17 protein-coding genes are annotated in these 26,186 nt (G+C 48.8%); 2 read left to right on the plus strand and 15 right to left on the minus strand.

Annotated elements, in window-relative coordinates; translation table 11 throughout:
* Window positions 1-66: 66 nt before the first annotated feature.
* From IEV98_RS03410 to IEV98_RS03420, 3 genes are read right to left on the minus strand one after another with little or no spacing between them, the layout of a single operon-like run.
* Complete coding sequence (locus IEV98_RS03410) at window positions 67-840, minus strand: uroporphyrinogen-III synthase (protein ID WP_188504513.1); 774 nt, start codon at window positions 838-840, stop codon at window positions 67-69.
* A 10-nt stretch (window positions 841-850) separates the two neighbouring features.
* Complete coding sequence (locus tag IEV98_RS03415; RefSeq protein WP_188504514.1) at window positions 851-1,828, minus strand: DUF4271 domain-containing protein; 978 nt, start codon at window positions 1,826-1,828, stop codon at window positions 851-853.
* 44 nt (window positions 1,829-1,872) lie between these two features.
* On the minus strand, window positions 1,873-3,261 hold the full coding sequence (locus IEV98_RS03420) for a 3-keto-disaccharide hydrolase (RefSeq protein ID WP_371870665.1): 1,389 nt from the start codon (window positions 3,259-3,261) through the stop codon (window positions 1,873-1,875).
* 166 nt (window positions 3,262-3,427) lie between these two features.
* Between IEV98_RS03420 and IEV98_RS03425 the strand changes: the two genes are divergently transcribed.
* Window positions 3,428-3,781: an MGMT family protein gene (locus tag IEV98_RS03425; RefSeq protein WP_188504515.1), complete on the plus strand. Its 354-nt coding sequence runs from the start codon at window positions 3,428-3,430 to the stop codon at window positions 3,779-3,781.
* 3 nt (window positions 3,782-3,784) lie between these two features.
* On the opposite strand, the gene IEV98_RS03430 is transcribed toward IEV98_RS03425, so the two are convergent.
* From IEV98_RS03430 to IEV98_RS03465, 8 genes are all read right to left on the minus strand, one after another.
* Window positions 3,785-4,201 carry a CBS domain-containing protein gene (locus IEV98_RS03430; protein ID WP_188504516.1) on the minus strand — a complete coding sequence of 139 codons (417 nt, stop codon included), beginning with the start codon at window positions 4,199-4,201 and terminating at the stop codon, window positions 3,785-3,787.
* A gap of 346 nt (window positions 4,202-4,547) precedes the next feature.
* Window positions 4,548-5,612 carry an Ig-like domain-containing protein gene (locus tag IEV98_RS03435; RefSeq protein WP_188504517.1) on the minus strand — a complete coding sequence of 355 codons (1,065 nt, stop codon included), beginning with the start codon at window positions 5,610-5,612 and terminating at the stop codon, window positions 4,548-4,550.
* A gap of 28 nt (window positions 5,613-5,640) precedes the next feature.
* Complete coding sequence (locus IEV98_RS03440) at window positions 5,641-6,579, minus strand: BT_3044 domain-containing protein (protein ID WP_188504518.1); 939 nt, start codon at window positions 6,577-6,579, stop codon at window positions 5,641-5,643.
* An 11-nt stretch (window positions 6,580-6,590) separates the two neighbouring features.
* Complete coding sequence (locus IEV98_RS03445; RefSeq protein WP_188504519.1) at window positions 6,591-8,594, minus strand: RagB/SusD family nutrient uptake outer membrane protein; 2,004 nt, start codon at window positions 8,592-8,594, stop codon at window positions 6,591-6,593.
* A 14-nt stretch (window positions 8,595-8,608) separates the two neighbouring features.
* Window positions 8,609-11,743, minus strand: a complete 3,135-nt coding sequence (locus IEV98_RS03450; RefSeq protein ID WP_188504520.1) for a SusC/RagA family TonB-linked outer membrane protein — start codon at window positions 11,741-11,743, stop codon at window positions 8,609-8,611.
* 21 nt (window positions 11,744-11,764) lie between these two features.
* Window positions 11,765-13,039, minus strand: a complete 1,275-nt coding sequence (locus tag IEV98_RS03455; RefSeq protein ID WP_229738545.1) for an IPT/TIG domain-containing protein — start codon at window positions 13,037-13,039, stop codon at window positions 11,765-11,767.
* Window positions 13,040-13,850: 811 nt separating this feature from the next.
* Window positions 13,851-14,396 carry a hypoxanthine phosphoribosyltransferase gene (gene hpt, locus IEV98_RS03460; protein WP_188504521.1) on the minus strand — a complete coding sequence of 182 codons (546 nt, stop codon included), beginning with the start codon at window positions 14,394-14,396 and terminating at the stop codon, window positions 13,851-13,853.
* A 7-nt stretch (window positions 14,397-14,403) separates the two neighbouring features.
* Entirely contained in the window at window positions 14,404-16,473 is a 2,070-nt protein-coding gene (locus IEV98_RS03465; RefSeq protein ID WP_188504522.1) for a transglycosylase domain-containing protein, read from the minus strand.
* Between the two features lie 132 nt (window positions 16,474-16,605).
* Between IEV98_RS03465 and IEV98_RS03470 the strand changes: the two genes are divergently transcribed.
* Complete coding sequence (locus tag IEV98_RS03470) at window positions 16,606-17,679, plus strand: Mrp/NBP35 family ATP-binding protein (RefSeq protein ID WP_188504523.1); 1,074 nt, start codon at window positions 16,606-16,608, stop codon at window positions 17,677-17,679.
* Here IEV98_RS03470 and IEV98_RS03475 read toward each other — a convergent pair.
* From IEV98_RS03475 to IEV98_RS03490, 4 genes are all read right to left on the minus strand, one after another.
* Window positions 17,676-20,585, minus strand: coding sequence for a PD-(D/E)XK nuclease family protein (locus IEV98_RS03475; protein WP_188504524.1), 2,910 nt, complete (start codon window positions 20,583-20,585; stop codon window positions 17,676-17,678). The genes IEV98_RS03470 and IEV98_RS03475 overlap by 4 nt on opposite strands.
* Window positions 20,582-23,890, minus strand: coding sequence for a UvrD-helicase domain-containing protein (locus IEV98_RS03480; RefSeq protein ID WP_188504525.1), 3,309 nt, complete (start codon window positions 23,888-23,890; stop codon window positions 20,582-20,584). Before IEV98_RS03480 ends, IEV98_RS03475 begins: the two co-directional genes overlap by 4 nt.
* A 118-nt stretch (window positions 23,891-24,008) precedes the next feature.
* Window positions 24,009-24,872 carry a phosphoenolpyruvate hydrolase family protein gene (locus tag IEV98_RS03485; protein ID WP_188504526.1) on the minus strand — a complete coding sequence of 288 codons (864 nt, stop codon included), beginning with the start codon at window positions 24,870-24,872 and terminating at the stop codon, window positions 24,009-24,011.
* Between the two features lie 57 nt (window positions 24,873-24,929).
* A complete protein-coding gene (locus IEV98_RS03490) occupies window positions 24,930-26,186 on the minus strand; it encodes a Tm-1-like ATP-binding domain-containing protein (protein ID WP_229738546.1) in 1,257 nt (418 codons plus the stop codon).

A 26,186-nucleotide genomic window follows, 5' to 3' on the forward strand; every position in this document is an offset into this window, starting at 1 on the left:
TCTTTAAAGAAGGTGAAGATATTTAAAAAAATTGTTCCCGGGATGGCGAGGCACATGTCAAATCGCCTACTTATTTACCGCTTTGATGTACTGCTCAACAGCCATAGTCATACTGGGTGCTTCCGGTGTCGGGGCGGCAATATCCAATAGGAGCTCCCGGTCTAAGATCGCTTGGTGGGTAGTGGGCCCAAAAGCGGCAAGCCGTGTATCGTTTTGCTTAAAATCTGGAAAATTCTCAAACAGGGACTGAACACTGGACGGGCTGAAGAATACGATTATATCGTAAAAAACATCCTTCAGGTCGGAAAGATCACTGACCACCGTACGGAAAAGCACCGCAGGCGTAACATTATAACCATGATCCTGAAGCCAATTATAGGTCTCTTCGTTGGCAACGTCCGAGCAAGGGTAAAGAAACTTTTCCTTGGCGTGTTTTTTCAACACATCGGCCAAATCCTTTGCGGTTTGTTTACCGAAAAATATCTTGCGTTTACGGTATTGGATGTATTTTTGAAGATAGAGGGCAATGGTTTCTGACAGACAGAAATATTTGAGATCTGCCGGCACCTCGTAACGCATTTCCTCACAAATGCGAAAGAAATGATCAGCCGCGTTTCGACTGGTGAAAATGACGGCAGTAAAATCGGAAAGATTGATCCGCTGTTCTTTGCGTACGTCACGCGCTGGCACTCCTTCAACATGGATGAAAGCCCTGAAATCAAGCTTTAGATTATACTTCTGTGCCAGCGCGAAGTAGGGTGATTTTTCGTTTTCTGGCTTAGGCAACGTTACTAAAATGCTTTTTACTTTCTTTGCTCTATCTGCTTCTGACACTTGCATGTTTCTTACGTTAATTCCCCAATACTTTTACCAAAATAAGTACGGGAGCGATTTCGAGGCAACAAAGATACATAAATAAATAAAATTTCGAAAACCGATGATTCGTAAGCAGGTTACTCGCGGTCTTAGCAAACCGAAAAGCAAACAAACCGAATACAATAAATAGCGCTATCGGGATAATCCAAATCGTGTAGTTGTGCGGAACCAAGCTCAACACCAACACAATAGGAAGAAATACTAATGCTGCATTAAAATAACTCAAATATAATATGGATACATATTCGCGCACGATACGTTGCAAGTCGAAGACAAACCCCAGGAATCGGGTGACAATGATTTTCAGAATGAACAAAAGCATCACGAAAAGCGATATCCCCAAGAAGTCCCCTATGCCACCACTGCCGCTACTCCGCGTGTAATACATGCTGCATAGGTAGATGAACAGCCCAACAGTAAAACCGAATACAATGTATAAGAAAACAAAGGGCCAGGAGCTATATAGCGTATCTTCCTTGTTGATCTGCAGCAAGATCCGGTCGTTGTAAAATGCTTGGATGATGGAAAGCACTTCAGTGGGAAACGCAATCCTGACAATGCCGAGCAGCAATAGCAGGAGGCCTATCGCACCGACAACCCATCGCTCGCGACTCACTTTTTCAGCATCTGTTTTGATATCCTTTTCCAACGTACGGGCAAATGCCAGCCAGCCCATGAAATCACCGTTTTCTACAACCAGGTGGCTCCGCAAACTATCGGCAAATTGGTTGGGCCGATCCGGATCCGGCAGGCCGATGTATTGCATCGTCAGCGAATCCTGTACACGAGCGATCGAATCAGCCAATCGCTTCTTCTCCACCAATTGCGCCTGTCTGGTCGAATCCCGCAAAGCGAGGTAGCGCGTTTGCTGCACAGGTAGATGAGCAAACACCGTAGTTGCTATGGCCAAACAAGACATAACGCCTACTACCAGTAAAAATAAATGCTTCATCTGCCCACTCAATGTGCCCGTAAAGGTAGGCAAAATCGCTTTTTTTATAGCGATTTAATTTTCAGGTTCCGGAAACTCACACGATCCCCGTGATCTTGCAGTAAAAGATGGCCCTGTGCTGCTTGGCCAAAATTGTCCCAATTTTTATATTTGCTATCGCTTACCAGCTTCTTGTAGGCATCCGAGCCGCGCTCGTACTGCAATACTTTTTCACCATTCAGGTAATGTGTCACGATATTATCGGGCTGCACAACAATCCGCCCCTTATTCCATTCACCTATTTTGCGCAGCGAGCGATTGGTTTTTTGGGCTACAATCAAATCATAAAGTGAGGCCAACGTGCGGTTGCCATCTTTCCCCATTTTCGCATCTGGGTGCCGCTCGTCATCCAGTACCTGGTATTCCAGCCCGATAGCCGAACCCGTGTTATGCTCGTCCAGCGTTACGAAGTACTTTACACCGCTGTTGCCCCCCTCGGTGAGCTTGAACTCAAACGAAAAATCAAAAGCACCATATTGCTCGGTCGTCACAATATCACCGCCATTGGTAGATTCACCACCATCAGCGGGCAATACGGAAATAATGCCATCCTTGATTTCCCATCCCTTGGCAGGGAACGCATCTTTATAAGCACCTACCCAGCCGGCGTTGCTATGTCCGTCAAAAAGCAATTGGTAACCGCTCTGCTGTTCATACGCCGTGAGGCTATTCGGAGTGAGGTTTACTACATAGATGCCCAATGGGAAATCTTGCTGTTTCAGGTTTTCGGTTTGTATCCGTATATTTTTGAAATATACTTTTTTCCCAGCCAGGGCTTCATCACCAATGCTGTGCACTTGCAAACCGATGAAACCCGTGGCATCTAAGGTATCGACCACATAGGCGGTCGGAATGCCGTTTATCCATGTCTTGGTTTCATTACCAATGGCTTCGATACGGATATGGTTATATTCTTCTTTTTTATAAGCCGCCTTAGCTTCCTCGTTGAGATCAAGCGGGTAAAGCCATCCTCGACGGGCTTCATCGTAAATTCCACCGGTCCATGCCCGTGTACCCGGGTCTATTTCCACTTGTCTACCGTAAACGCGGCCACGGCCGTCATTGGCCGCCTCATCCAAATGGCTACGCGTCTGAATGCCCGAATTTGTCGCTTCCCCTTCCAGTTTGACCTCCAACTCGAGGATGAAGTCACCATATTCCTTTTCGGTGACCAAAAAAGAATTCGGTGTTCCTGAAGTCATTGTTCCAACGATTGCGCCGTCCTCAATGGCATACGGGGCCTCCCCTCCAACGCGCTTCCATCCATTGAGGGTTTCTCCGTCGAATAACGGCTCCCAATTATCGGTTGCGGTGGTACATGAAGTGAATGCAAGGCCCGTCAGTAAGACCACCATTATCGCATAACGTTTTTGGATGTATGTATGTGTTTTCATCATGTTGTTATTGAGTGATTCAAGAAAAGAACAAAAAGCGTCGATTTGTCTACTATATTAGTTAGTTTTGTTCATCAAATTACAATTGATTAAAGGCCAATTATACTGATTTTTATAAGTATCGACACAATTGGCGTTTGTTTTTTTACGAAAACGATATCGTAAGATGGCGAGTGAGACGGATAAAACTGCTAATTTTTTCGAGCAAGTATACCAGCTCGTAAGGCAAATCCCCGAAGGACGAGTCACTTCCTATGGAGCTATAGCACGGGCGCTAGGCACCGCGGGATCGTCGCGTATGGTTGGTTATGCCATGCGGGCAGCGTCACGCGCTAATCCGCCTGTCCCTGCTCACCGGGTAGTTAACCGCGTAGGTCTGTTGAGCGGTAAACGGGCATTTGGCGGCCCTACACTAATGCAGCAATTACTAGCGAATGAAGGGGTCATGGTCATTGATGACCAAGTGGTCGATTTTGACCGGACCTTTTGGGATCCCCAAAGCTTGGGCGATGACGAATAGGTATCAATGCGCTTTGAGCAGAAAAAGCACGATGTCGTTGATATAAATAAGTCCGACCAGTTTACCCTCTTCGACAACGGGCAAGGCAGCGAAATCCCGTATTGCCATCAATTCTGCAACTTCCCAGACTATAGCGTCCAAGGCTACCAAGGGCAAATCTCTATCCATTACCTGGTCGACCTGCAGCATGTCGAGCATGCCTATTTCGATATCTTCCCGCCCCTCATAAGTATAACCGAACCCCAACCGCAGCATATCTTTACGGCCGATGATACCGATGACCCTGTCCTGGTCCATGACGGGAATATGCTGGAGCATATTACTTTTCATTAATCGATAAGCAACACTTATCCGATCCTGCGCATGTACAACGATATCGCTTTTGCGAACGATTTCGGTGATTGGAATATTTTCTCTCATTCCGAGCGAATAATGTTCCTTGGAATACAATATTTGTTCCAACTTTCTTTATAAAAAAATGAGTCCTTCACTGAAGGTCAAAGAAAGCTGTTTAACAGCGGGTTATACGGGATGTTGATCAGCATTCGTAGTGATATCCGTCATTTTCCAGTATGGCCTCTCGATAGACACCTTCCAATACGCGCAAAGCAAGAGGGGGCGTACATCGTGCCCATAAGGTGAGCTAGCCCGAGGAACAGGGTCTGCAATTGGAAAGAGCAACGCCACAGCATTTAAGTTTTAAATGAAAAAGAAAATGCCAGGAATTGATCTACCTGGCATTCATTTAAATTTAGGGGGGTTATCACTATTTTTTGAAAAAGCGCATACCCCGTAGGTTGAAGCCCGATTGTTCGGTAAATATCCTCACCTTGTGCTTGCCTGCCGTGAAATTGATTACCAATCTTGGGTCTGGGAACCAGCGCCAGTCGGCCCAGGAGCCGTTGTTCGGAACATCGACGGTACCGGTTACATTCACGCCATCCACTTCAACCCTTAACTTGGCGTCGCCGGCGGCCGACAATCCCAAATCAAACCAATATTCGCCAGCATCCTGTACGTATACGGTGTATTGCCACCATTCGCCACCATTGATATAGCCAATATTGTTGCCGTCGCCCTCAATTTCTACCGCGAAGCTTTCGGTATCACCTTTACCACGGCGGTAATTGTCATTACCAATCGCGCTGGTGGCATCCGCGTCGTGAAATGCAAGACCTTCACCACCATAATCAAAATCGGCAGCATAAATAATTCGTTCCGCTGCTGCCGAGAGGATGTGTGGACCATTGAACGGACTGGTGAAGCTTACGTCCACGACAGCGCGTTGTTCCACGGTGCCTGCCCGGTAGACAATATGTGTAATCCCCTCACCTATGGCCGTGATTTCGCCGTTTTCGCTAACGGTTGCGATTTCCGGATTCTCCGAAACCCACTGCCAATCCGGGATATCATTCGCCGTCGCAGGTATAAAGGTAGCCAAAAGCGTCTTTTGTCCGCCGGGCATCAACTCGATGTTGTTCTCACTTAAGATAACATCTTCAAGCGGAATCCGCGTAATGGATGTAATCGGCACAAGTGTTTTCGCGGGGCCTCCGGTTACTATGACATTCGTGAAGCCTGAACTTATTGCCTGGACCAACCCGCTGCTGCTAACCGTAGCAATGGCAGGATCTTCACTCGTCCATTGGTAGTTGTAGGTGCCGTCTGTAGGGCTGACTTTCAGTTGCATCTGTTCGCCTACGAAGAGCGATAAGGACGCTTTGTCGACGTAGATGTTTTTCGGGATATCTTTTACCTCATAGTCGTCGCAGCCCATTGTGCACAGCGACAATAAGATGCCTAGGGCAAGGTAATTAAATTTATTTTTCATTTCAACACAGTTAAAAGGACAAAATCTATTACAATCTGGTTTCCTCATCCGGATCAAATTCCAGTCTTAGCTCTTCTTTCATTTGATAGACTACACCATCCATGCGGAAATAATAGTTGAGCAGGAATGTTTTGTAGGTTTTAAACCCGTCGTCCTCAATGGCAAAAGTATTCGGGTAGTCGCTATCCCCATCGATCTGCTGGACTTCTACATCTTTGTAGGGGCGAATGGTCACCTTGTTATCCTCGCCGATCAGTAAGGTAATCGCCGCGCGGTTAAACACGTTCACATTTGAAGAGTACGCCTCGTTACCTACCATGATCCGGACCTCGCGCTCGCCGATGGGATGCATGATTTTGGTACCGGGCAGCTGCAATTCAAATGCGGAGCCATCCTGACGTAGCCGTGCACGCATGCTGTAGATGGTGTTTCCGTCGGCACGTGCCCAATAGTTTTTGATCCGTACGCGGTACAGCAGGAAGCTCTTCTCTGGATTGACTTCGTAAGACGAATGCGACTCGACCCGCAACGGAATAAAGTAAGACGAATCGGGCGACAGTCCATCCGGCCTGATCCGTATCGGAAGGCGTCCGCCGATGTCTCCCGCTGGGATTGTAAACGAGTACTTTTCGATGTCATATTTGCTTGTCGGCAGTGGTCGGACGTATTTGGAATGATCTACATCAAAATTGGTGCGATTGTACTCATCGATCAATGTCGGGTCTTCAATCAGATTTACCTCAATGGGTTTGTTCGTCGGCGTTGTTCCACCCAATGAAGCGGCAACATAGCCTATTGTTTCGCTTCCCAAATCGTGGAATTTGGATGATACGTTGTCATTTTCACTAATTAGAGCGAATACATTTTTATACTGTTCGCGTTCAAAGATTTCATCCCTTTCGCACGATAAGTTTATCACGGCGAAAGCGGCTAAGGCCGAATATTTTATATATGAAAATTTTTTCATGCTCGGATTTATTAATTTTCCCAACCTGGATTTTGATCCAACGAAGGCAGCAACCGCACCTCTTCAAGCGGAAGCGGCAGTAATGCCAGCCTTCTATTTACAATACGCGCCCCGATTCGTGACGTATTTGGTACAACCCGTGTATAGTACACGTCTTTCGAACCTTCAATGTTCATACCACGGATGGGTTCACTCTCTGTCTGCTCGTAAATACCCCATCTCCGCACATCGAAATAGCGGCGATTCTCGAACAGAAACTCAATCATACGCTCCTTTTCAAGTAATTGCTGTATGGTTTCGACACTTTCATCACCAGTAATGCCCGGCAATCCAGCCCGGTGGCGCACCTGATTGAAGGCTTTGCGAATCTCTTCCGTGTCTCGGCTTAAAGTAAGTTGTCGCCCATCCACATCAATGGTGTGGCTACCAGTCAAATTGTTTAACGCTTCAGCATAGGATAACAGGATTTCGGCATACCGAATGATTGGGAAGGCCTTATCCATACGGCGCGCATTGGTTCCGCCAAAGGCATCGGTGGGATGAATGAATTTTTTGATCACGTAGCCCGTTACGGGAAAGTCAGTCGGGCTACTTACACCACCTTTCCCATTGGGAGAATCGTAATAATAGGAAATCGTTTGATTATAAAAGCCCGACGAGGTTGAAGAGCTCATTGGCCAATAGCATTCGCTGAAGCCAATGGAGGCGTAAAACCGGGCTTCGCGATTCACATACATGTTGCTCACCCCGGCATTCAGCCGATAACCGGAGAATAATTTAGCGGATCCCGCAAAACCGGTTTCCGTATAGGGATATTCCTGGCTCGAATTGTCAATGGTCCGACCATCAATCATACGGTAATTGTCAATGATCTTTTGTGTAACGCTCAATCCGTTCCAGCCACTCTGCTTTTCCGGGAAAGCCATTTGCGTATTGGCTTGAACAACACTGCTTCTGCGTCCCCAAACATATTCGGGGTTTGTAGGAATAACTGATTCGCCGGTAAACATATCCGAATAAGACTTGTAGTGGTCGATGCCCGCAGCTCCTTCCGGCCAAGGCTTGTAGTAATCAGGATCGGAGATTATTCCTGAAGGAAGAGGTGGGGTATCCGAATCTGCTGCTACTGTATGTAAGCGATAAGAAACACCGCCAGCCAGACTCAGATCCATCACCCGCTTTGCGGCAGCCGCCGCCAATGCCCAGCGCCGCTCGTCGTAGGTTTGAGAAACATATTGTGCATTATCTGTAGAGCGCCGCCAATTGCCGAAAAACGAACGGGCTGCCTGGCCGCCGTTGTATAATGGGCTGGCGTGTGTAAGCCGGAGACGGGCTATCAAACCATAGGCGGCACCTTTTGTCGGAAGGCCAAACTCCATCAGGCTCCCTGAAGCTGGCAAAGCGATTGCAGCTGTCTCGAATTCTGCACAAATGTATTCCACCGCCTCATCATACGTGGTACGTGCGCGATCATAATCGGCCAATGGTGCATTGGATTCGATAATCTCGTCACCAAGTAGGATTGGAGGGCCATAATCTACAAGAATACTGTAATATGCATACGCCCGGATGAACCGCGTATAGGCAAGAATCTCATAACGCTCGTTTGCTGTCAGATCTCTTGCCTCATCAATCCGGGTGAATATAGTATTGCACTTGCGGATTATGCGATAATAGTTCCCCCATCCTGCTGAGCCAACATTGGCTGCAGTAATTTCACCGAGGACAAAGCGCATCCCGTTGTAGTTATGCAGTGTTAAAAATGCGGTGAATGCCTCATCCGTGGCCAGCGGCCCCGGCGTAATATTATTCTGGAAAAAATTGGCTTCGTCGGGAAACATGCCTGCCGCTCCCCACAAGTACGCTTCCAAATGACGTTTCTCAGCGAAAACCGAATCAAGCTTCAGCTCTTCGCTGAAGTAATTGTCTACGCTCAAAAAGTCCTTACAGGCCGATCCGGTAAGGCATAGACCTGCCGAAAGCACCAACCATTTACCTAATTTCATTAGTTTCATATGCTGGATTGTTATTATAAGTTAATGTAAAGTTGGAGGATAAAGCTTGACGGAATCGGATAGACTTCTCCATTTCGTTGTGCCTGTTCGGGGTCGAAAATCTTAACCCTATCCCAAATAGCTAAGTTATTGCCTGTTAGCTGAAAGTCAATGGATGTGATTTTCAGCCGTTGCAGAAATGCCTTGCGCAAGTTGTAGTTTAACGTGACCTCCTGCAGCCGAATATAACGTGCATCGCCTTTCCAGTAGTCAGAAAGCCGGGTATTGTTCTCATTGTATCCGTAAGTGAGCCTGGGAAAGCGCGCGTTTGGATTTTCGGCTAATGCCGGGTCGATGCCTTGGGCAATTGCATACTCCCGTGGTATCCATCGGTTAGATGGGTCATTGATGAGGGAAAGTACGTTGCCATTAACTCCGTTATAGAACGGCACGTAGCCGGTGGCATTGACGCCATAACCTGGAACAAATTGCCCAACATGAAAGAAATCCGTTTTACCTGTACCTTTGAATAGTACACCGACGGTAAAGTCTTTATAGCGGAATTCGCCACCAAAGCCAAACATCAACAGGGGATATGTCGCATACGACAACGGCACTTGGTCATCGGTATTGATGACTCCATCGCCGTTGATGTCTCGGTATTTGATGTCGCCGGGCATCACCTGACCAAACTGGGCAGGGCTGTTATCCACATCGTCCCAATCTTTGAATAGACCTAACGACTGATAACCCCGTATCGCACCGTGGGGGAACCCGGAGATTTCCTGGTATCGGTACCTCGGGTTAGCTTCTTCCCAGTTCTGTACATCGTTCTTGGAGTAGGTAAAGTTTCCCCTTACCGTAAAGTTCATATCGGCATTCAATTTCTGGGTAAAGCTGGTGCTTCCGTCTGCTCCATAGCTCCTCATCTTACCCACGTTGCCAAAAGGCATATTCACCAGACCTGCATAGGAAGGCACCTGCACACGTTGCATAAAGATGCCGTTTCGCTGGTCATTAAACAAGTCAAACACAAATTGTACTTTGTGGTCGAAAAGTGTGCCTTCAATACCCAGGTTGGATTTGATCGCTTTTTCCCACTCCAGGTTGTCGGCTCCTACAACCCCTTCGTTAACCGCATCATTGATCTGACTGGTACCCCATGGGCTGACAGTGTATTGATTCACCAGTGTAAGGTATGGGAATCTGCGCGAACCGATCCGGTCGTTACCCACGGTACCGTATGATCCACGGAACTTCAAGAAGTTAATCCAAGACATATTGTCTTTTACAAACTCATAATTTGAAGGTACCCAACCGCCCGCTACAGAAGGAAAGAAGCCGTACTGCCTACCCGGCTGGAAGTTTTCGGAGCCCGTGTATCCGAAGTTAAAGTCAATCATATACGTGTCCCGGAACCCATATGTAAACCGGCTGGAAACACCTTGATAGCGGATCGGGATAGCCCTTAAATTGTTGGGAGCCGGTTGACCAGGTTCTTGCGCCCACTTTTGATCACTGATGTAATAATAAACTAATGCTGACGCACGGTGAGCCCCATCTCCGCCGAACACTTTGTCGTAGTTGAGGGTGGTTTCAAAATGGTACCGCCGATATTGGTTAGTGCTATGCCCATAGGATATCGCGCCTTTCTGTACGCGTTCGATGGTAATGAGATCGCCTTGCTGGTCGCGGCCTACAGCTTGGTGAAGGGCAGGATACGTCATCCGGCTTTCGTTAAAATGGCTGATCAGGTCATAAGCGCCTTGCCCCCGGATTTTCAGGCCTTCGAGAAACATCGATAGGTCCTGATCAAGCTGTAGGGTGAATTTGCCGCGATATTCCTGATCGGTACGCCGCCCCATGTTATTGATCATCACATTTGGTGACCGGAGCGAAGCGGTTTCCGATGTCGCCGGAAACTGTCCGTTCGAGTACATGGTTGGTAGCAATAATGGATTCAGATTAGATTGGGCAAACCAGATATAATCGGTATTGGCTACACCCGGATTATTTCGGATGGCCAAAAAGCCATCCGTCCCGAAAAATAGGCTGGTGGAAGGGGAGAGTTCGAGATCGATGTTCGTTCGGTAGTTGTAGGTCTTAAAACCGGTATTGGCCGAATACACACTGGTTTTATCGTAGTTATAAGCGGCTTGGTCGTTGGTGAACCCAAGACTTAGAAAGTAACGGGCCACCTGTGCACCACCACGTGCACTAGCGTAGTAACCCTGGCGCAAGCTCTGCTTACGCAACACTTCATCCTGCCAACTTACATCGGGATAGATGTCTGGATCAAGACCGTCCTGAATGATATCCAGTTCCACGTCGGAATAGATTTCACTTTCGCCGCGAAGTACCCGCGCTTCATTGGCGAGCCTCGCATAGTCATAGGCCCGCAAATAAGTGGGAACCCGGTTTAGATAAGACAGCGTTGAATTGACCCGCCCAGTAATGCTTAGCCTGCCGGATTGACCGCGCTTGGTGGTAATCAACACGACCCCATTCGCTCCGCGAACGCCATATACCGCCGTTGCTGATGCATCTTTCAGAATGGAAAAACTTTCTATGTCTGCCGGATCAATCGTGTTGATATTTCCTTCCAATCCGTCAATCAGTACCAGGGCGCTGGCATTTGCCCCAAAAGTGCCAATGCCTCGAATCCAGAACTCGGAAATGTTTTTCCCCGGTTCGCCACTGGTCTGCATGGAGATTACCCCTGCCGCACGCCCGCCCAACAGGTTAGCTATGGAGGGTGCTGGCGTCTGTAGATCCTTCGGGTCGACTGTAGTAATCGCTGCCACGGAAGAGATTTTACGTTGTGTCCGGCCTAAACCTGTCACCACGACTTCATCAAGCGCTTCTGCTTTTTCGGTGAAGCGGACCACGACATCCTTCTTTTCCTCGGTTACCAAGTATTCGAATTTTTCGTATCCAACGTAGTTAAAAACAATCATATCGCCCCGGGATGCCCGGATGGTGAAACTGCCGTCGTCGGCAGACGCCGTTCCGATGGTGATCTTATCCCGCAGGTAGATCGAAACTCCTGCCAAAGGTTTCTCGTTCTCATCATACACCACGCCCTGCATGGTATAGGCACTCTGCTCCTGTGCGCGGGCAATGAAGGATACTGATAACAGTACCCCCAGTAAGTAGGTTAAATACTTCATCCTAAGTTTGAGGTTTGATGATTAATTGACTGACAATTTTCTTACCCGGTTGTTATCGAAATCGGCCACATAAACCGAACCGTCGCTGCTGATACCAATACCGGTTGGATTGTTAAACAGCGCTTCCTCGCGCCCGCCATCCCGCCAGCCCGCAGTACCCGGCATGCCCAAAACGGTCTCCACCATACCTTCTGGCGTAATCCGACGGATGCAGTGATTACTCCGGTCCGCGACAAAGATATTGCCGTCCTGATCACAGAAAATCTGGTCCGGGTTACGGAATTGCGCCACTTCTAGGCGGCCGTCACGATGTCCGCCAGCTGTTGAACTGTTGAGTTTTTTGAAGGTATTGTCCGGATCGGTTACATCAATGCTACAGATGCTGTTCGCATTGACACCCGCATTGCCGAAAAATGACATATAAAGAATGTTGGGTTCTAGGGGACTAAACGTCATTCCATAACTATCTCCCTGTTCGGTCTTAAAGATCGTTTCGACTTCGTACGTTGTTGGGTGGATTTTTACAATGTGACCATGATAATAACGCGTATAGATATAGCCGTCGGAAGGATTGAACACCATACTGTGCTTCCAACCCGCCTCCGGCCGGTCACCCGTGGCGGGCCATTTCATTTCCCGGATTCGCGGTGCCCAGAACTCTTGTGGATCAAGCGTATAGAATGATCCGATCGTGGTTTCGGTCGGAAAGCTGATCAGTCCGCTGACCGGGTCGGCCGCGGGCACATTGCCCACGACGTCACGTGCCACTGTAATTAGCTCGTTGGCTTCTTCGTCTATACGGGCTACATGGTAAAGGCCGGCCTCTCGGTTGATCATAAAGATATTGTCGTCCTTATCCACGCAAAGAAACCTCGGTGTTACGATGGATTGGGTTAGGTCACCATCCCGGTACTCAGATCGACTACCATTTCCGGCAATTGTTGTAACAGTCACCGAGGTGTGATATAGAAATTTCTTTTGGAATACGACCGAATCAGAGCCGACCGCCACTGAAATGACACATGTGTCGCCTGGTAGGCGTGGTGCCATCACATACATGCGTTCGCCCGTGGAACCAATGACTGGCGCCCTACGTTGATTGAACCAAACGCGGATTTGCTTCGGATCAGATCCGAAGTTTTTTCCAATCAACATTACTTTTTCCTGGAATATCCCGGAATCTGGATAGAAAGATGTCAGTTCGATTGGTAACCCAGGATCATACTCGCTCCCGGATTTCGTCAGTTCTTTGTCCTTACAGGACTGAATGGCAAGCATACTTATCAGCGCAGGCATCAACATCCCGCAAGATAAAAGCCAAGTGTTTTTGTTTTTTATACCCATGTAATTTTAACTTGAATGTATTGTTTTTATTTATTCATTATTGGTTTTTTCGCAAAAGCATAGCTTTGTATGGTCTTATATAAACCAGACCATAACCGTTTACAGCTATCCGAATGAATCAGCGTTGCCAGCTAACTTGCTTTCCGTTTTTAATCGCGGAGTTTTAGATCCTAATTTGTTAGGCCGACCGCAGCCTAATCAATGTCAACCACGTTGGTAAAGGAGATGATACCCGTTACTGGCTAGGGGCATAAGGGTTTGGTAAATGAGAGCGAGTAAGTGTTCCTTTCATAGCATGAATTTAAGTTATAAAATAATCGCATTGGCGTCTTATCAAATAAAGATACGATTTACTTGAATTGCAACCTGTACTATCCTGCATCGATTTTTGCTGCATAAAACCTTTTAGCCAGCTATTTTCTTGTTTATACAAGTATTTGGTCAAGATAGGATAATCTAGAAAATAGGCGAATTTTCACTACTTCTATTAAAAATTATCACAAGTTTCTCTTCTTTTCAAACATTTACGCCGAATGGGATAGGGTTCAACTATTAAATGGTTTTGATTGAAAATCTGTTGCGTTGAGCACATCATATATTAAAGCCGATAAAGGGTTAAAGCGCTAAGCCTTTCGTTGATTTCGGCCTTACCCGCTTTCTGGATGTCCGCTTTCTCGGTCAGCCAGTTAAAAAATCCTATTGAAACGATATGAAACAGTCGGGACTATTAGGGGATGTTGATCAGCATTCGTAGTGATATCCGTCATTTTTCAGGTATGACCTCCCGATAGATATCCGGCAAGGTCCGCCCCATGCCTTGATAGTCCAATCCGTAACCCACCACGAAATCGTTGTCGATTTCGAACCCTACATAGGCAATATTGTCAAATATATGGTTTACGGCTTTCGGTTTGAGCAGCAGGGTACATACAGCTACCGAAGCCGGGTTTTGGGCGTTTACCAGATCAAGTGTATGTTTCAATGAGTTGCCGGTATCCACGATATCTTCTACAATGACCACTTCCCGATCTGCAAGGTCACAGTCAAGGCCAATCAATTCGTCTACCTGCCGACGTTGGGAAACGCCGTCATAAGATGAGAGTTTAACAAAAGACAGCTCGTTGGCAATATGGATCTGTTTCATCAAGTCTGCCATGAACATGAAGCAGCCATTAAGCACTCCGATGAAAACCGGGTGTTGCTTTTCGTAGGTTACATTGAGCTGTATGCCGATAAGCCGGATACGTTTCTTTATCTGGTTATAGTCTATGATACGCTCAAACTCTTTGTGGTTTATTGTAATTTTCATCCGTTAGCTATTGGTTTTCTTCTTCTTCGGAGCTGTTGAAGATACGGTCCAGCAAACCCCGTACCTGCTGCAATTCCGTTTCGAAATCCGTGGGCGGCATTTCCAACTGTAACGTATCCGCGGCGACAGGCTTGTCCGGACGTAGTGCTTCCCGGAGACTCACCGCATAAAACCCATAACTTCCCGATGAATCAGCCGGAGCCAAACCACGTCTGGCCATAATATTGCCGATATAACTAAAATACGGTGCGATGTACGATTTGAGGCCACCTTCATAATTAAACGAATACAAGCCTGTTTTGGGCCGGGGGACAATGCTTGCCAAGTAGATACTTTCCCCGAGCGTGAGTTGAGCGGGATGCTTGCTGAAATAATAACGGGCGGCCTCGTTGATACCATAGACATTGTGTCCCCATTCAATAACATTGAGGTACACTTCATACATCCGTTCTTTACTCACAGCCCGTGTACTTTCCATTAACCAAACGATCAATATTTCCTCCAGCTTTCGCACAATGGTCTTGTTCCGGTTGAGGAATACGTTTTTGACCAATTGCATGGAAATGGTGCTGCCACCACGTTTGAATGCCTTTTCTTTGAAATTGATAGCAATCGATGTACGTATCGCTTCTTCCACAAATCCGTTGTGGCTGAAAAACGAGGGGTCTTCCGTTGTGAGGATCGCATTCCGCAGGTCGGGTGATATTTGGGCGAGCGGTATAAAGTTCGGGTTCTCGGGGCCTACCACAATATCACGCACGGGTTTTTCATCCTCATAGGGGGTGTATACAAACGTCTTGTTGATTTTCGGGATATTCGCATTGCCCCATGCATTCACTTTAAAATCCTTTTGTTCCATGTTGGAGTCGAACTGTACACTGTCCGGATTGGCGGTGTCCAGAAAAGCATCCAGCTTATATTGGATTTTACCCGATACACGTATACCTTCCAGCGATTCGAAAAGCCCCTTTGGGAATGCGTCAAAAAGGTCTTGAGCTTCCATTTCGGGTGTCTCCAGACCAAATGCATAGGTCTTGTCCGGCACGGTGGTATAGCGAATAAAAGGATGTACCACAAGTTTTTTGACCGTTACAGCCGATGTTTTGGAAAGTTCGATATGGCTGTTGCCGACAATCACTTCGGCGTCTACATGGGCATCGGGCACTACGACATCCTTTTGGGCAATGCGCCAATGGTTGATCGTCAGGTTTTTGACTGCCCATTCCCCTTTGAAATGCAAAAATTCGTTGTTGGTCCAGTAAACTTCGCGAAGACGGGTCTCAATCGTATCAAAGCTGAGTTTCAATCCAAGTTTGCGTTCAAGCAGTGGTATCGCGATTTTCTGACCATTGGCATGTACCTTTACATACAGTTGGCGTTTATGGGGGTTTAATTTGCCCGAGACCTGCCAGGCCGCTTCGTTGTCATTAAGGAATACGGCGGATGTGAGGTAACCGTTGTCAATATCGGCGTTTGGCACACTGATGCGTTGGCTAATACTATCGTCACGGTACGTCAGTATGAAGTCACGTAGCTCCATATCCTCGGGTATTTTGTAGAGCACACTGTTGAGCATGCGGTTTGCCGCTTGGGCCATATTGACACTTGCCTCATCAGGCTGTTCCGCCAGCCCCTCTTCGGCAGTATCTACCGTATCCAGACCTTTGAAAACGAAATCATAGTTGCTGATGCTGTCTTTCTTGATCAGCTGGATCTGAGCGTCGTGTACGCGCAGACGTCCAAACCTCACATCGCCGGTAAGTAGCGGAAAAAGCTTGATGCTAACGGATACTTCCTCCACACCGGCCAATTGCTCCCGGTCATGCGGTAAAACCTTCACCTCTTCAAGGGTCACCGTGGTCATCCCCGAAAAATAAGCCTTCCCGATGGCGAGGTCGATTTGGTAATCTGCAGCCATCCTGGATTGGATACGCGCAATAGTCGATGCCAGCAATGCCTCCCGCTTATGGTATGCAACCACGCATGCAATAAGGCCAGCCAATACCAGTATTCCCAGTACAACACCGCCGATGACAAGTTGTCTTTTGGTGATTCTGCTTAATAGCTGCCTAAACATACGAACTGCAATGCTGACTTTATTTTGAGCCTAAATACGGGATAATTATCATTAAAAACAAAGATATGACAAGTTTGTGTTTCGCTTTCTTTAGTTTTGTAATCGTTGAAATTGCAAACAGATAAAGGAGCGATGATTACCAAAGAACAAGTGCTGCATGCGCTAAGCCATGTAGACGACCCCGACCTTAAGAAAGATTTGGTGACCCTTAATATGATAAAGAACGTGGAAATCACCCCATCAAAAATCCGTTTTGATGTGGTACTTACCACGCCAGCTTGTCCATTAAAAGGGCATATCGAGCATGCTTGCCGTAACGCCATCGCGTTGTTTGTGGATAAAAACATTGCCGTAGATATCAATATGACTTCCCATGTGGCTGGTCCGAAAGGGGACCAACTGCCCAATATTAAAAATATTATTCTCGTTGCATCGGGTAAGGGGGGCGTAGGCAAATCCACCGTTGCCGCTAACTTGGCCCTGGCTTTACATGCTAAAGGAGCCAAGATTGGCCTAATCGATGCAGATATCTACGGACCCTCCGTGCCCATTATGTTTGGGTTGGAGGGCGCACGACCCAAAGCCTCCAAAACCTCAGATGGCAAGACAAAAATCGAACCGATAACGAAATATGGTATAAAACTGCTGTCCATCGGATTTTTCACCGACCCTAACCAGCCTGTTCCTTGGCGTGGCCCAATGGTAAGTACAGCCGTTAAACAGTTGTTCAATGATGCGGAGTGGGGCGAATTGGATTATTTAATTGTGGATTTACCTCCGGGGACGGGGGACGTGCACATCACTGTGGCCCAAGGCTTTCCCATTTCGGGGGCCGTTGTGGTAACTACCCCACAAAACGTGGCATTGTCTGATGCCGTACGGGGGATTGGCATGTTCCTGATGGATTCGATCAACATCCCGCTTTTGGGTGTCGTAGAAAATATGGCTTATTTCACTCCGGCAGAATTGCCCGACCATAACTATTACATCTTCGGCAAAGATGGGGGAAAACGGCTGGCGGAACGCTTTAATGCGCCATTCCTTGGTGAGATTCCTTTGGTGAAAAGCATCAGTGATTCCGGAGACAACGGATTGCCCGTAATGATGGACGAAGACAATCCCGCACGTACTGCATTTCTGGAAATCGCCGGGAAGGTTGCGCAGCAGTTATCGATCGAGCAAGCAAAAGTAAAAGTGGTTTCCTAGGTTTCGTCATCCGATAGCGGTTGCAACTGGTTTAAAAATTCGCTGTAGGGGTCATTGGGATACAACACCGCATCCGGGTTATGACGGAACGGAACATCAGGATTGAACAACTCCTCCAACGTCTGGCGCAGGAACGTCACAAATTGACTTTTGATATCTTCCAGGGCAGCGCCTTCGGCAACAAGCTTGCCTCCCCGCCCACTGGTATAAAATAACGTACCCTCCGCACGAAGTTTGCGGGCAATGTATAGGTTGGGCTCTACCCCACGGCTACCAGTTACCTGCTCATATACATACGTGTAAAACAGCGTCTGTATCATTGCCTTATTGCTCTTCGCCGATGCGGGAGCAAACAGGGTATCCAGTCCGTTGAACTTCACTTCGTCGCGCCCGGTTTTGTAGTCCACGATGCGCATTTTACCATTTACTTCATCCACCCGGTCAATAATGCCATAGAGCTTAACCGTCTGAGGTTCGCCCTGTACGGCTATGGGAAAGGCCACGGAATAATCCCGCTCGTTTTCCAGCTCCACGATGCGCAAAGGGGCTATTTGCGCCGCATCGTAATGGAGGAACACCGCTGCATACTCTTCGGCCACCTTGAGCAGGATACGCTGCATACTATTGGGCATCCTGATCCTATTGGCTTCGCCGTGCAGTTCTTTCGACAACGCCTGTAGGCAAATGTGTGGGAGCAGACTGATTTTCTGCCGGATGCGCTGTGCCGTGATCATATCGTCATTCATTTTCAGCTGCTCATACACATCCTGCATCACTTGGTGTACAACCGAGCCCAGCCGGTTCATTTCGAACTCCTCGGTTAACTTGGGTGGCTCCTTGATGCCAGCAATATACTTGAGGAAAAATAGGAGCGGCGATTGCAAGTACGTTGTCAACGCCGAAGCCGACAATTTCGGGCGATCCGGGTTTGTGTCGTCTAAATAACGGCTCAGTTTATGCCATACCGCTCCGGTTTTGGACAAGGTGAGCGAAGGAGACGCAGGGATAGTCTTGATAGGTTGCTGTTGGCTGCGATACTGGAATGTAAACCGGCTTTCGAAGGCCAATTGCCTTACAAATCGGCTTACCTCGCCATTGTTGCTATCGTCTACGACCGTGTTGTACACTACCGAGATATGCTGGGGATGTTGCAGTAGCCGGTAAAACAAGTATGCAGACAACGCATCTTGATTTTCCAGTACCGGCAGGCCGTGGACGCGCCGGATGGAGTCGGGGATAAAAGTCGGTGCAGCGGTGATGTTGGGTAGCTTTCCCTCATTAGCCCCAATGATATAAACCTCCTCAAAGTCGAGGCAACGGCTTTCAAGCAAGCCCATGATCTGCACACCCTTCAGCGGCTCACCTTCGATTGGAGCCGATATCCCTTTGAGGGCTTTACGGATCAGTGCACAAAGAAAAGGCATCGACAGCTCAGGATAATGCATCAGCCCGTCTTGCAATAAGTTAAGTGCTTTCTTCACGGCAAGGATCAGCACCGCCTCGATATGCCGAAGACTATGGGAGTTTTGACGATAATCAAGCACCCCGTCTAATAGGACATGCAAGGCTTGGAGCAATCCCTCACCACCGCTCCGCGGAACAAAAAAATGAGGGTAACTTCCAGACTTCAACAAGAGTTCCGCAACGGGTACCTCCAGCCATTCGTTGGCATTAATGGTTTGCTGCAACACATCCCGCTCTTCGGGCAATATGCCACTTAGTGGATGGCTGAGGATAGCTTCTACGTCGAGGTGATGTACGTATCGCCCCTGATTAGCAGCCAACTGTTGCTGGACGCTCAGCCAACCGTCGATGAATCCGAAAAGCGTGGATTGCGTTAACGGATAACCCATGGTCACGTTAAAATCGAAGCCATCAGGCAGGCTTTGCAGTACCGGCACGAGCAGGCTTTCATCGGCCAGGATGATGGCCGTGTTTGTTGGAGTACCCCGTTCGGCTGGTCGATCGGCCAGCAATTTCGACAACAGCTTGGCTTGCGCTACTTTACCTGAAGTCGAAATCAATTCAATGCGGTTGGTTTTTGACGCCAACGTGACCGGAAATTCCCCCAAGGTATTCTTCAGCCCGTACTGCAGGATGTTTTTCCGAAGAAAGAGTCCTGCCTCTTGCAGGTCGTCGTCGAGGTAGTAGCTGTCTGCATCAAAGTAGAAGCGTGTCCTTTGGGCTTCCTGCCATTGTGTGAAGAGCTTCACCTCGCATTGGTTGAGTGCGTTGAAGCCTACAAACGCAACTTGCTTGTATGCGTCGATGAAGCCGGGATTGTCCGCACGACCCTCCGCAAGCGTGCGGTAGATTCCCGCCGTGGTAGTCAGCTTCTGCAGAGCCAGTTCGGCTTTGAACCGTTGGTAAAGCGTGGGTAATCGCCCCCACAGCTGGAGGAATTTTTGCTGGATAGCCGTCTGTTTGCCCACCGAAAAAGACTCCCAAAATTGGCGCATGAAGCGTTGCTGATCGACAGAGAGATGGGGGAAACGTTGTTGGAGGAGGGCGATGTCGCGTAATTCAGCATAAACTTCTTCCGGTGCTACCAGGTCATAGTCCAACTGGGCAAAATCGCTCAAGATGATCTCAGCCAAGGGATAGAACTCATCCGGTATTTCCTCCGGTCGTCCTTCCTCGCGGAGCAACGTGTTGTGTAGCCGGTGCAGAATAAAGAACTGTGCCAAGGGGCTCGCCTCTGGCACCGTGGCCGACTGACGAAGGAATTCCTGTACCGTAAAAAATGAAGGGCTCCATAAGGGTTTACCAACCAGCTCAGCCAGGTGTTTGCGCAGGAAAACGATCGGTCGCTTGTTAGTCAGCACCACGCCCACGTCTTTCAAATCGTCGCCAAACCGGGACAATAGATCTGCTGCAACTTGTCGGAGGAATGGATCGGTTCTCATACGGCCACCAATTTCTTCAATTCTCCATAATACACATACCCACTGACGTTTGGCATGCCCATCTCACGGAGCACCAGTTGATAGTCGGCTACCTGCCTGAGGTGGGATTCATCCTCGTGCTGCGTGAATTTGAAGTCCAGTACGATGGTCTCATACGCGCCCACCAAAACTTTATCTGGGCGCAGTGTCCTACCGCTGGATAGGATAATACTCCGTTCATTCCAGTGCGAATAGGCGCCATTAAACCACTTCGCCAACTGCGGATGGCTCCAGGTATCCATAGCCATGGCCAACACGTCGGCTCGCTCTTCTCCCTGAAGCAATCCCTGGGCCTGCAAAGCATCCAACCGAACATCTAAATCCGATTCGGAATCCGCTTCAGCCATCAATTCGTGCAATAATTGCCCATGGCGTTTGGCCGCATCCAACCGCACGATATCCAATTCGGTCTGTATTTCTGGGCGGGCCAACTCCTCCTTCATCCGGGCGGAGGCCGGATAATGATCGAACGTCCACCCAGTTGCTACTGGTTCACGCGCGCCATGGATATCCATTATGGGTACGTCTCCCAACCACATACCCCCGTTGCAAGCCACATTCAACGCACCGGCAACATCAGGTAATATGTCAAGGAGTAGGTCGCCGGCAAGCAACGAACTGATCTCCCCGTCACCTTTTTTCCCAGGCGCGGTGATATAAAGGTGCTTGCGTGTCCGGGTATTGGCTACATAGAGTGTATTGAGGGCATCCATATAGTTAAACAACATTTCTTCGAAATATGCCCGGTAAAGACGCGACTTGCCGAGATCACTTTTATATTTCACGGGTGTTTTGCGGAGGAGTGCATATGGTGTATCTTCGGTATTTACCCAGAAATTGCCGTTGATGCGCCCATCGATGGGCCAGCTGCAAAACGGAATCATCACGACATCAAACGCCAGTCCCTTAGACTTGTGGATGGTAAGGACCTCCACAGCGTCCGTTTCGCCTGCAGCCGGCAATGCCCGATCGCTCCCTTCCTCTTCCCAATACGTTAAGAACGCATGGATTCCCCGTTCGCCGTTGGCGGTGAACGTGGCAACGAGATCGCGGAATGCAAGGAGATAAGGCAGGCTTTCTTCATTCGTTTGGAGTCCGTAAGCCACGATCAGCGACTCTACGAGTTCGGCCAGCGGCAGCTGGGACCACGAAGCCCAATTGCTGCAAAGCGGCTCAGGCAGTAGTCCGGCCAGTTGAACGGGCTGGCACGTGCTTATACGCATCCAATCATCGGGTGAGACTGCCTCTCCCTTACCCTGCAACTGGTGAAATAAGTAGATGCAATTGGCCGTATACAACGCCGAATCGGGCAGTCTTCCCACCAATGCGTGTAGCGTATCGATCAGTAGCCGGATGGCGGGATGGCTGCCCAAAACCAATGCATCACCCGAAATGATATCGAATGCGACCTCAGATTCACGCTGCCGATCAAGCAGGTATTGGATAATCTCTCGCGCCTCGTTATTGGTACGCACGAGAATACCGACCTGGCCGGGGTGGTACGTGCCCGCCGCGACCCAGCCCATGAGCGTGTCAGCCAACCGGGTCAGTGCTTCCTCTTTTACTGCACTAGCCCGGTGGTTATTGCTTTCCACTTCGATGAAATCTACCTGCACGGTGCCACCCGCCTTCCGCGCATTGGGAGGAAATTGCTGGCGGCTATCCTCATACGCCCGGATAATCGTATCGTGGTAACCCGAGGGTTTCCACCAGTGTTCGTAGTGTTCATTGCCCAGTTCGGTCAGGATGCGGTCGTTCAGCCTGCGTTGCAATTGCGAGGGAGCATATTCAAAAATCAGATTATTGAAGGCCACGATGTTTTCATGGCTGCGGTAGTTGGTCTCCAATGTCTCGTTCTGGATGAGTGATGATGTATCCATCGTATTAAAAGCCGCGCCGATTTGCTGCTCGCCCCGATCCAATAGGATACGCCAGTCGCCATTACGCCAGCGGTAAATGCTTTGCTTCACATCGCCCACGATGAGATGCTCAACGGCCCTGCCGGAGGCATTGCCTATCGCATTGATGAGTAGCGGGCGCAGGTTGTCCCATTGCTTGCGAGAAGTATCCTGAAACTCATCAAAAAGGAAATGCCGGAAACGATTGCCTGTCTTTTCCCAGATGAAGGTAGGATCGCCCGACTCATTGATACCGATATTGTTCAGAAGAATCTGTGCATCACTGATAAGCTGAGCGCCATTATCCATTCGCCATTCGGCTAGCAACGCGCTCATTTCTTTGAGTAGGCGCAAGTAATAGAGGTTCTCATCGATGGCTTTGGCAAGGTAGTAATCCGGGCCTTGTGCGGTATAAAAGTCGTATAGCTGCTCCAATAACGGATTCAAATCGCCATATAACAGGGCGATCTGACCAATAAGCCCGCCTTTCTGCCATTCGTCCGGCGCGTGGATGTATTTCTCCAATTTTTTGACCACATCATGTGGGTTTTGGGCAGACAGATTGCCTAACTTGCCCAGTTGATTGCGCGACTTTCCCGCCAAATCCGTGATATCTACCCCGGAGGAAACGAATAGCTCAGTGGCTGTTTTGAGCAACTGCTCGAATGCTTCTTCAAACTGTTTGATGGTTTCCTTGCAATAGTTGTCGAGGTTCTCAAAAAGCTCCCGTTCGGGAATACCGGAGACAGCTTTGTCGAAGTCCTGAAAATCTTCTTTGAAAATCTCGGCCGCTAGATCGCTCAATGCCCAGCGATAATTCCAGTTTTCATCCCGCTCGATCTTAGCTTGCGCATAATCCATAATCCAGTTCAATAGTTCAGGTCGCTCATCGAGCCTTCGGTTAAGCCGCAATACGAGGTCTGCCTTTACTTTGCGAATGTTCATCTCCAGCTTGTATCCGGCGTCGATCCCCAGCTCAAAGGTAAAGCCACGGATGACCTTCTGTGTGAAACCGTCTATGGTACTTACGGCAAAACGGCTATAATCATGCAGGATCCTGCGGTATATCGCTGCCGCGCGCTGGCGCAAGATTTGAGCATCCCACGACGGGAAGGCTTCCAACAGGATTTCACGATACGCACCGGCCCTGTTGTCGGTCGATCCATCTTCTATCGCCAGCGCCTCCAACACCTCCAAAATACGCCCTTTCATCTCGGCCGTCGCTTTGTTGGTAAAGGTAATAGCCAATATCTCGCGGTATTTACTGTCTCCCGAAAATAGCAGCGTGAGGTAATGTGCCGTGAGGCTGAAGGTCTTGCCAGACCCGGCCGATGCTTTGAGTATTTTTAGTGGTGGTACAGGCATCATCTGGTATTTCCTGGGTGAAGATAGGAAAATCTGAACCCGGAATCCAAATGATGCTTGCTAAATTTTTCAACGCAGGCCTTGATGGTCTGCGCTAGCTTGAGCAGGAAATAGCGGCCAGCTATTTTTTCAATGCAAGTGATTTGAACTCCCTCGTTAGGGTCTCAAGGGAACGCTCCACACCCATCCGTTCCAGCGAGGAAGCCCCAACGAATCCGTGGGCATCTGTCCGATCGAGCACCATGCGTACATCCTCAGGGCTCATGATTGGGCCACCATGCGCAAGGAAGAAAATGTCGGGATTGCCTTCCTTTCCGGCTTCAACAATCTCTTGTGTCCTTTCGATGGCTTCATCCATGCTACAGGTTGCCCCTGTTACGCCAATGGAGCCACCGATGGTCGTCCCGACATGTGAAATAATTGCATCTGCCCCCACATGTGCCATCTGGCGCGCCTCTTCTGCTGTAGCCACATATACAATCGAGAAAAGATCCATTTTTGTAGCCAGGTCTACCATCTCCACCTCCTTATGGAAACCCATTCCCGTTTCTTCCAGAACACGGCGGAAATGACCGTCTACAACGCAATGTGTCGGAAAGTTATTGACACCGGAGAATCCCATATCTTTCACTTTCAGCAGGTGATGCCACATCCTTCTACGGGGATCCGAACCATGCACGCCACACACCACTGGAATCTCGTCAACCACCGGGAGCACCTCAAACTCTCCGAGATCCAAGGCTTCCGCATTCGCATCACCATAAGCCATCAGACCCGCTGCCGAGCCATGGCCAGCCATACGGAAACGACCCGAATTGTAGATGATGATCAAGTCTGCGCCGCCACGTTCAATAAATTTTGCACTGATACCGGTGCCTGCACCAGCGGCGATAATCGCCTTTCCGTCGTTCACCGTTTTCTGAAACCGGTCTCTTACTTCCTGTTTTGTATAGGGGTTTCCTTTTCCCGTCCATTGATTAGCCATACTGTTATTATAAATATTTCTGATGTCTGAAATTTCGTTAATTATTCGGCGACCTATTTAATTTGCCGTATCGCCACCAATTAAGCCCAGCATCGTATTGACAGCAGCAGCTGCAAATCCCTGATCATTGATGTGAAATGGAATATCCAATATGTTGATATTGGGGTCCAGGTTTTCACGGATGGATTTGAATAATACCTGGTTCACCAACGGACGATAAAAAAGACCGCCTTCAGCATCTAATTGTGAGACTCCATTTAATGGGAGCATTACAATGGTGCTTTTTGAGGATGCATTTGCCTTCAATGCAAGCTGCTCCCCAAGCTGCTGGTTCTCCACCTCATCGGTACGCATCAGCGTTACATCAGGTGCCCAACTGTAAAGGAATCGATCGCGGTATTGCGTGGGCACACTATCCAGTGTCCCGAAGTTGACCATATCCAGGCAGCCGGGCACGACTACCTGCGGGATACCATGCTTGGCAGCAGCCGTCATTCGGTCTGGCCCTGCACTGCACACACCGCCACATAGTTCGTCTGCCAGCTCTGTGGTCGTAATATCAAGCACACCATCAAAGTACCCTCCGGCAATCAGCGACTCCATCGTACGCCCGCCAGCACCGTTGGCATGGAACGAAAAAACCTCGTAGCCTCGTTCACGCAACAGTGCTGTACACGCCGTAACGCAGGCAGTCGTATTGCCAAACATACTAATGGCAATCCGCCCTTTACCTTCACCGCCTTCATCCTCCCCAGACTCCCAGCTGGCCTGCACCATCCCGCAAATAGCAGCTGCCGCATGGCCAATAGTAATCCGGCTGATACTATTTACACCACCGATATCCACTACCGACGGTACCAATACGATGTCGGCACTGCCCACCTGCATGCTCACGTCTCTGGTCGCAATCGTGCTTAGGCACACCTTCGGTACGCCGAAGGGAATCGTCTGCATGGCCGTCAACGCCATGTGGGTGCCACCGCCACCGCCCATCCCGATGACCCCTGCCACCTGTCCTTTATCAAACAGTTTTTTCAAAATATTAGCCGCACCACGCCCCATCTCCGCCACAGCAAAGCCGCGATCACCAAGCGACCGCAATCCATCCAATGTACGACCTGCCGCCACAGCGACCTGATCGGCCTCAACAGCTACCGGGAAAAGTGTTGTGGTCCCTTTGACGCCTACATTAATACTTAAAACGGGTTGACCCAACTTGATGATGCGTTCCCTAAGCAGCGAAAAATCCTCGCCCTTGGTATCAAAACATCCGATCATCACGACCGCCCGGCGATCCATATACGTCACATCCAT

The organism is Parapedobacter pyrenivorans, assembly GCF_014636865.1.
Taxonomy (GTDB): domain Bacteria; phylum Bacteroidota; class Bacteroidia; order Sphingobacteriales; family Sphingobacteriaceae; genus Parapedobacter; species Parapedobacter pyrenivorans.

Bases quoted from the DNA above. Each gene is read 5' to 3' on its own strand.
- IEV98_RS03410 (WP_188504513.1), bottom strand. From the start codon at position 840: ATGCAAGTGTCAGAAGCAGATAGAGCAAAGAAAGTAAAAAGCATTTTA.
- IEV98_RS03415 (WP_188504514.1), bottom strand. From the start codon at position 1,828: ATGAAGCATTTATTTTTACTGGTAGTAGGCGTTATGTCTTGTTTGGCC.
- IEV98_RS03420 (WP_371870665.1), bottom strand. From the start codon at position 3,261: ATGAAAACACATACATACATCCAAAAACGTTATGCGATAATGGTGGTC.
- IEV98_RS03425 (WP_188504515.1), top strand. From the start codon at position 3,428: ATGGCGAGTGAGACGGATAAAACTGCTAATTTTTTCGAGCAAGTATAC.
- IEV98_RS03430 (WP_188504516.1), bottom strand. From the start codon at position 4,201: ATGAGAGAAAATATTCCAATCACCGAAATCGTTCGCAAAAGCGATATC.
- IEV98_RS03435 (WP_188504517.1), bottom strand. From the start codon at position 5,612: ATGAAAAATAAATTTAATTACCTTGCCCTAGGCATCTTATTGTCGCTG.
- IEV98_RS03440 (WP_188504518.1), bottom strand. From the start codon at position 6,579: ATGAAAAAATTTTCATATATAAAATATTCGGCCTTAGCCGCTTTCGCC.
- IEV98_RS03445 (WP_188504519.1), bottom strand. From the start codon at position 8,594: ATGAAACTAATGAAATTAGGTAAATGGTTGGTGCTTTCGGCAGGTCTA.
- IEV98_RS03450 (WP_188504520.1), bottom strand. From the start codon at position 11,743: ATGAAGTATTTAACCTACTTACTGGGGGTACTGTTATCAGTATCCTTC.
- IEV98_RS03455 (WP_229738545.1), bottom strand. From the start codon at position 13,039: ATGCCTGCGCTGATAAGTATGCTTGCCATTCAGTCCTGTAAGGACAAA.
- hpt (WP_188504521.1), bottom strand. From the start codon at position 14,396: ATGAAAATTACAATAAACCACAAAGAGTTTGAGCGTATCATAGACTAT.
- IEV98_RS03465 (WP_188504522.1), bottom strand. From the start codon at position 16,473: ATGTTTAGGCAGCTATTAAGCAGAATCACCAAAAGACAACTTGTCATC.
- IEV98_RS03470 (WP_188504523.1), top strand. From the start codon at position 16,606: ATGATTACCAAAGAACAAGTGCTGCATGCGCTAAGCCATGTAGACGAC.
- IEV98_RS03475 (WP_188504524.1), bottom strand. From the start codon at position 20,585: ATGAGAACCGATCCATTCCTCCGACAAGTTGCAGCAGATCTATTGTCC.
- IEV98_RS03480 (WP_188504525.1), bottom strand. From the start codon at position 23,890: ATGATGCCTGTACCACCACTAAAAATACTCAAAGCATCGGCCGGGTCT.
- IEV98_RS03485 (WP_188504526.1), bottom strand. From the start codon at position 24,872: ATGGCTAATCAATGGACGGGAAAAGGAAACCCCTATACAAAACAGGAA.
- IEV98_RS03490 (WP_229738546.1), bottom strand. From the start codon at position 26,186: ATGGATGTGACGTATATGGATCGCCGGGCGGTCGTGATGATCGGATGT.